A 5,234-nucleotide genomic window follows, 5' to 3' on the forward strand; every position below is an offset into this window, starting at 1 on the left:
CAGTTGTGTTGTTTATCGTTTTAGTAATGGAAATTGTAGGCTTAACGTTTTTAAGTTATATAATTCCTAATTATACATCAATAGTTATTTTAGGTGGTTTGTTTATTGTTTTTTATTTCTTTTATCGCTTTTTATCATTTGAAAAAAGGCCACCATCTTATGGGGTTATTGGAGCGATCTTTACTAGTGTGGGAATTGTTTTAATTGGTATGTTTTTCTTTTATATCGTTGATAATTATACCCGTTATTATGCCTTATATGGTCCTTTAGCTAGTTTAATGATTCTATTGATTTCGATATATTTGATTTCTAATGTGATTTATTTTGGGTATTGTTTAAATCATGAATATGGTAAATCTTATCCTGAGATAATTTTTAAGCATTTTAATTATTATGAAGCTGGTAATCGTTTGATTGAACGAATCATAAACTGGTTAAAACGAAAATTTATTAAATGATTTTATTGATGAGAAAACTCGTCTTTTTGTATACAAGAGAAAAAAAATAAGTTAGAATGTTTTTAATAATTAACGGTTCATGGTAGAATGGAAAACGGAGGTTTAGTGATGCAACGATATTTTATTGATGAAATAATTAAACAAGAAATGATAATTAATTTAAATCCAGATGATCTTCATCATCTTCGTAATGTGATGCGGAAAAATAATGGTGATCAAATTATTTGTCTTGATAAACAAGGGCAGGTTTTTAAAGGACAGATTGAAGATATTACTAATGGAAGGATCAGGATGATTGAAAAACTTGATGAAGATAATGAATTAGATGTTGAAGTGACGTTAGTTTATGCTCTTCCTAAAGGTGATAAATTTGAATTAGTGTTACAAAAAGCCACGGAATTAGGAGTAAATAGGATTGTACCGTTACTTACCAAACGTTGTGTTGTTAAAAGTGATCCAGTGAGATTTGCCAAAAAGATGACGCGTTATCAAAAAATCTTAAAAGAAGCTAGTGAACAGTCCCGTCGTAATATTATCCCTGAAATTACAAATGTCATTAATTTAAATCAGCTTGAAAATTATTTAGGTGATTATAATTTAGTTGCTTACGAAGAGTTGGCTAAACAAGGTGAAGATATGGTCTTAAAAGAAACCTTGAATAAGCTTACTAGTGGTGCTAAAATAACGATTATTGTTGGTTGTGAGGGCGGTTTTGAAGCCTCTGAAATTGAAATGATGGAAACATTAAATATCAAAGCTTGTTCTTTAGGCAAAAGAATTTTACGCAGTGAAACCGCACCATTATATTTTTTAAGTGTGATTGGATATAGCAGGGAGATTGAACGATGAAAATATTAAAAATATTAGAGAAAAATCGTTATGAAATAAAATTAAACAAAACAGGGTTGTATCAGTTTGTTGAAGCGGGCAGTAAAGAAATTATTGATCAGGGCTTTAGTTATAAAGTAAAAAATCCTCAGGATTTATTTGCTTATGAAGTTATCTTAAATGGAATTAGAAATAAAGATGTAATTGATGAGTGTTATAATCAGTTTGCTGCAATGAATTATGATATTTTTGAATATGTGACTTATAAGGAAAGACAGAATATGTTTAATTTAGATTTAAAGAAAACGATTGCCAGTTTGCCATCGTTTCAAGATCTAAATAGTCATGAAGTGATCTATATTCCGTTTTTAGAACCGTTTATCAATAAATATTATGCTTTTGATTATCAATTAATTACTTTAAAACAGCATCAAATTTATATTGAGGAATATCCTCGTACAATCAAAAATATGTTTGATTTATATGGTTTACAAATTTATAATTCGCATTTTTCATCATTACAATTAATTGGTCAGGATGATGAATATTATTATTTTTATCATAGTGATTTTAAAACGGTATTTCAATTTGATCATAACGGAATCGTTATTGATGAAATTCCTTTAATTGATAAATATACTAAAGAATATCCGGATTTGGAATTGATTAAAGAAGGACTTGCTTTACTAGCAAACTGTGATGATGAAAAGCAAATCGTTGAATATCTCTTTACCAATGGTTTTATTGGTGATAAAACATATAAAAAAATGAAAAAAAAGGTGAGTAAATGAAAACAGTAGCATTCCATACATTAGGTTGTAAAGTTAATAGTTATGAATCTAATGCCATGTTAAAAATATTTAAAGAAGCTGGGTATCAGGAAGTTGATTTTAAAGATGTTGCCGATGTCTATGTAATTAATACTTGCACGGTAACTAATACCGGTGACAGTAAATCAAGACAGATGATCCGTAAGGCAATAAGAAAAAATCCTCAGGCCACCGTTTGTGCTGTTGGCTGCTATAGTCAAATTGCCCCTCAAGAAATTGTGGATATTGAAGGAATTGGGGTTGTTTTAGGAACTCAGCATCGTAAAGAAATAGTTGATTTAGTTGATCAGTATCAACAAACAAAACAGCCAATTGTAAAAGTAAACAGTTTAAAAAATGTTAGTAAATTTGAAGATCTTAATATTGATCGCTTTAAGCATACACGGGCCTTTTTAAAAATCCAGGATGGCTGCAATAATTTTTGTACTTATTGTATCATTCCTTATGCTCGTGGTCGGGTACGCTCAAGAAAACCTGAAAGCGTGATTGATCAAGCTAAACGGCTGGTTGCTAATGGGTATGTTGAAATTGTTTTAACGGGAATTCATACTGCTGGTTATGGTGAAGACCTTGAAAATTATACTTTTTATGATCTTTTAGTTGATCTAGTAAAGATTCCGGGTTTAAAACGATTACGGATTTCTTCGATTGAAACGAGCCAGATTAGTGATGAAATCATTGATTTAATCGGTTCTAATGAAATAATTGTCGATCATCTACATGTACCATTACAATCAGGCTGTGATGCTACATTAAAAAGAATGAATCGCAAATATACAACGGCTAAGTATCTTGAAAAAATTAATAAAATTCGTGAATATTTACCTAATATTGCTTTTACTACTGATGTAATTGTCGGTTTTCCTGGTGAAAGTGAAGAAGAATTTGCAGCGACTTATGATTTTATTAAAACAGTTAATTTTTCACAGTTACATGTTTTTCCATATTCACCAAGAAAAAATACTCCGGCAGCCAAAATGAAAGATCAAATAAACGATCAAGTAAAACATCAGCGGGTAGAAAAATTACTGGAGCTGTCAAAACAATTAAATAAAGATTTTGCTGTACAACAAATTGGTAAAACTTTAAAAGTATTATTTGAAAAACAAAATGGTGATTATTTGATTGGGCATGCCAGTGACTATTTACAAGTAAAAGTAAAAACTGATCAAAATTTAATTGGTGAAATTGTTAATGTTAAAATTACTAAATTTGATGATATCTTAGAAGGGGAAATGATCCCATGAAATATTTAAAGGAATTATTTGACTGCGATATTGACATGAAAATCTATTCAATCCATAGCGATTCGCGTTATGTAAAACCATATTCGATTTTCTTTTGCATTGAAGGATTAAGTGTCGATGGTCATCGTTATGTAGAAGATGCTATCTTTCAAGGTGCTAAAGTTATTGTCCACTGTAAAGAGCTTGATTATTATCATGATAATATCCATTATTTTAAGGTTGATGATACCTTGGTAGAATTAAATCGGGTTTCTAATGTGTTTTATGATTATCCTAGTTCGAAAATGAAGATCATTGGGGTAACGGGAACAAGTGGTAAAACAGTTGTTGCTTCAATGATCAAAGATGCCATGTCTAAATATTGCAGTACCGGTTATATTGGAACGATTTCTTTGGAATATAACGGGCGAATTGAAGATTGCCCTTATACAACACCAGAATCATTATTTTTACAGCGAAAACTATTTGAAATGCAAAGAGGCAAAGTTAAAGTTGTTGCCATGGAAGCATCAAGTCATGGTTTAGCACTAGGAAGAGTTGATGGGATCGATTTTAGTATTGCTGTAATGACCAATATTGGCAGTGAACATTTAGATTTCCATGGAACTAGACAACAATATGTTTTAGCTAAACAAAAACTATTTGAAAAAATCAAGCCAAGTGGCTGGGCAATTTTAAATAGTGATGATTCTAATTTTGTGCAAATTAAAAACAGTACTCAAGGGCGTATTCTAACTTATGGAATCAATAATGATAGTGATGTTATGGCTAGTAATATTGAATTATTTTTGGATCATAGTGAATTTGATATTACGTTTAAAGGAAATACTTTCCACGTTAGTTCGCCTGTTTTAGCTTTATTTAATGTTTATAATGTTTTAGCTTTAGTTTGTGTTTTAATCGCGATGGGCTGTGATGATATGATGATCATTGATGCTATTGAAAATGTTAAAGCGATTGAAGGACGGATGGAATTAATTGAAACGGGACAAAACTTTCATGTGATTGTGGATTATTGCCAGCACATTGCTAATTATCAGGCAGTTTTTAAATATGTTGATAGTGTTCGCCCCAATCATGGTCGTTTAATTGCTGTTTTAGGAGCGCCTGGTAAACGTAATTATAAATTACGAAAAGAATTAGGGAAGTTAGCTAATAAGTATCTTGATCATGTGATTTTAACTCGTTTGGATGATCGTGGTGAAGATAATGAAGTGATTTGTAAAGCAATTCAGGAAGAAATTATAGATATTAGCAGTGTTATCATTGAATCAAGACAAGTAGCGATTGAACAAGCCTTACAATTGGCTTGTAAAGATGATATTGTCTTAATTTTAGGAAAAGGACATGAAAAATTTATTTCTTTAGATGTTGGACAGGTAGATTATCCTGGAGATAAGGAAATTATTAAAGAAGCGATAAAAAGAATTTATGGAGATGGTGATGATGAAGAATTATAATCAAATGATCGATCATACAATTTTAAAACCTGATGCTACTAAAGCGATGGTTCAAAAAATAATTGATGAAGCAATTGAATATCAGTTTGCTTCTGTTTGTGTTAATCCATGCCATGTAGCTTATTGTGCAAGTCAGCTTCAAGATAGTGATGTTAAAGTATGTACTGTAATTGGTTTTCCTCTAGGAGCTTCGACTAGTGCTACTAAAGCGTTTGAAACTAGTGAAGCAATTAAAAATGGTGCTGATGAAGTTGATATGGTCATTAATATTGGTGCTTTAAAAGATGGCAATCAGGATTTAGTTTTTAATGATATCCAGGCAGTAGTAAAAGCGGCTCAAGGAAAAACGGTTAAAGTTATTATTGAAACATGTTTGTTAAACGATGAAGAAATCATTACAGCATGTAAACC

At 30.8% G+C, this 5,234-nt stretch carries 6 protein-coding genes; all 6 read left to right on the forward strand.

What is annotated here, in order from left to right; translation table 11 throughout:
• Window positions 1-458: YhjD/YihY/BrkB family envelope integrity protein (locus J7M77_RS02820; RefSeq protein ID WP_296875751.1), on the forward strand; the 458-nt coding region annotated here is incomplete at its 5' end.
• Window positions 459-566: 108 nt separating this feature from the next.
• On the forward strand, window positions 567-1,307 hold the full coding sequence (locus J7M77_RS02825) for a 16S rRNA (uracil(1498)-N(3))-methyltransferase (RefSeq protein WP_296875753.1): 741 nt from the start codon (window positions 567-569) through the stop codon (window positions 1,305-1,307).
• A complete protein-coding gene (locus tag J7M77_RS02830; protein ID WP_296875755.1) occupies window positions 1,304-2,077 on the forward strand; it encodes a hypothetical protein in 774 nt (257 codons plus the stop codon). Before J7M77_RS02825 ends, J7M77_RS02830 begins: the two co-directional genes overlap by 4 nt.
• The gene (mtaB, locus tag J7M77_RS02835; RefSeq protein WP_296875757.1) at window positions 2,074-3,363 is read left to right on the forward strand and encodes a tRNA (N(6)-L-threonylcarbamoyladenosine(37)-C(2))-methylthiotransferase MtaB; all 1,290 of its coding nucleotides are present in this window, start codon (window positions 2,074-2,076) and stop codon (window positions 3,361-3,363) included. Before J7M77_RS02830 ends, mtaB begins: the two co-directional genes overlap by 4 nt.
• On the forward strand, window positions 3,360-4,823 hold the full coding sequence (locus J7M77_RS02840) for a UDP-N-acetylmuramoyl-L-alanyl-D-glutamate--2,6-diaminopimelate ligase (RefSeq protein ID WP_296875759.1): 1,464 nt from the start codon (window positions 3,360-3,362) through the stop codon (window positions 4,821-4,823). Before mtaB ends, J7M77_RS02840 begins: the two co-directional genes overlap by 4 nt.
• A partial coding sequence (gene deoC / locus J7M77_RS02845) for a deoxyribose-phosphate aldolase (protein WP_296875761.1) occupies window positions 4,807-5,234 on the forward strand: 428 nt, incomplete at its 3' end. The genes J7M77_RS02840 and deoC, both read left to right, overlap by 17 nt.

The sequence above is a fragment of the Thomasclavelia sp. genome (assembly GCF_017889095.1).
Taxonomy (GTDB): Bacteria; Bacillota_I; Bacilli_A; order Erysipelotrichales; family Coprobacillaceae; genus Thomasclavelia.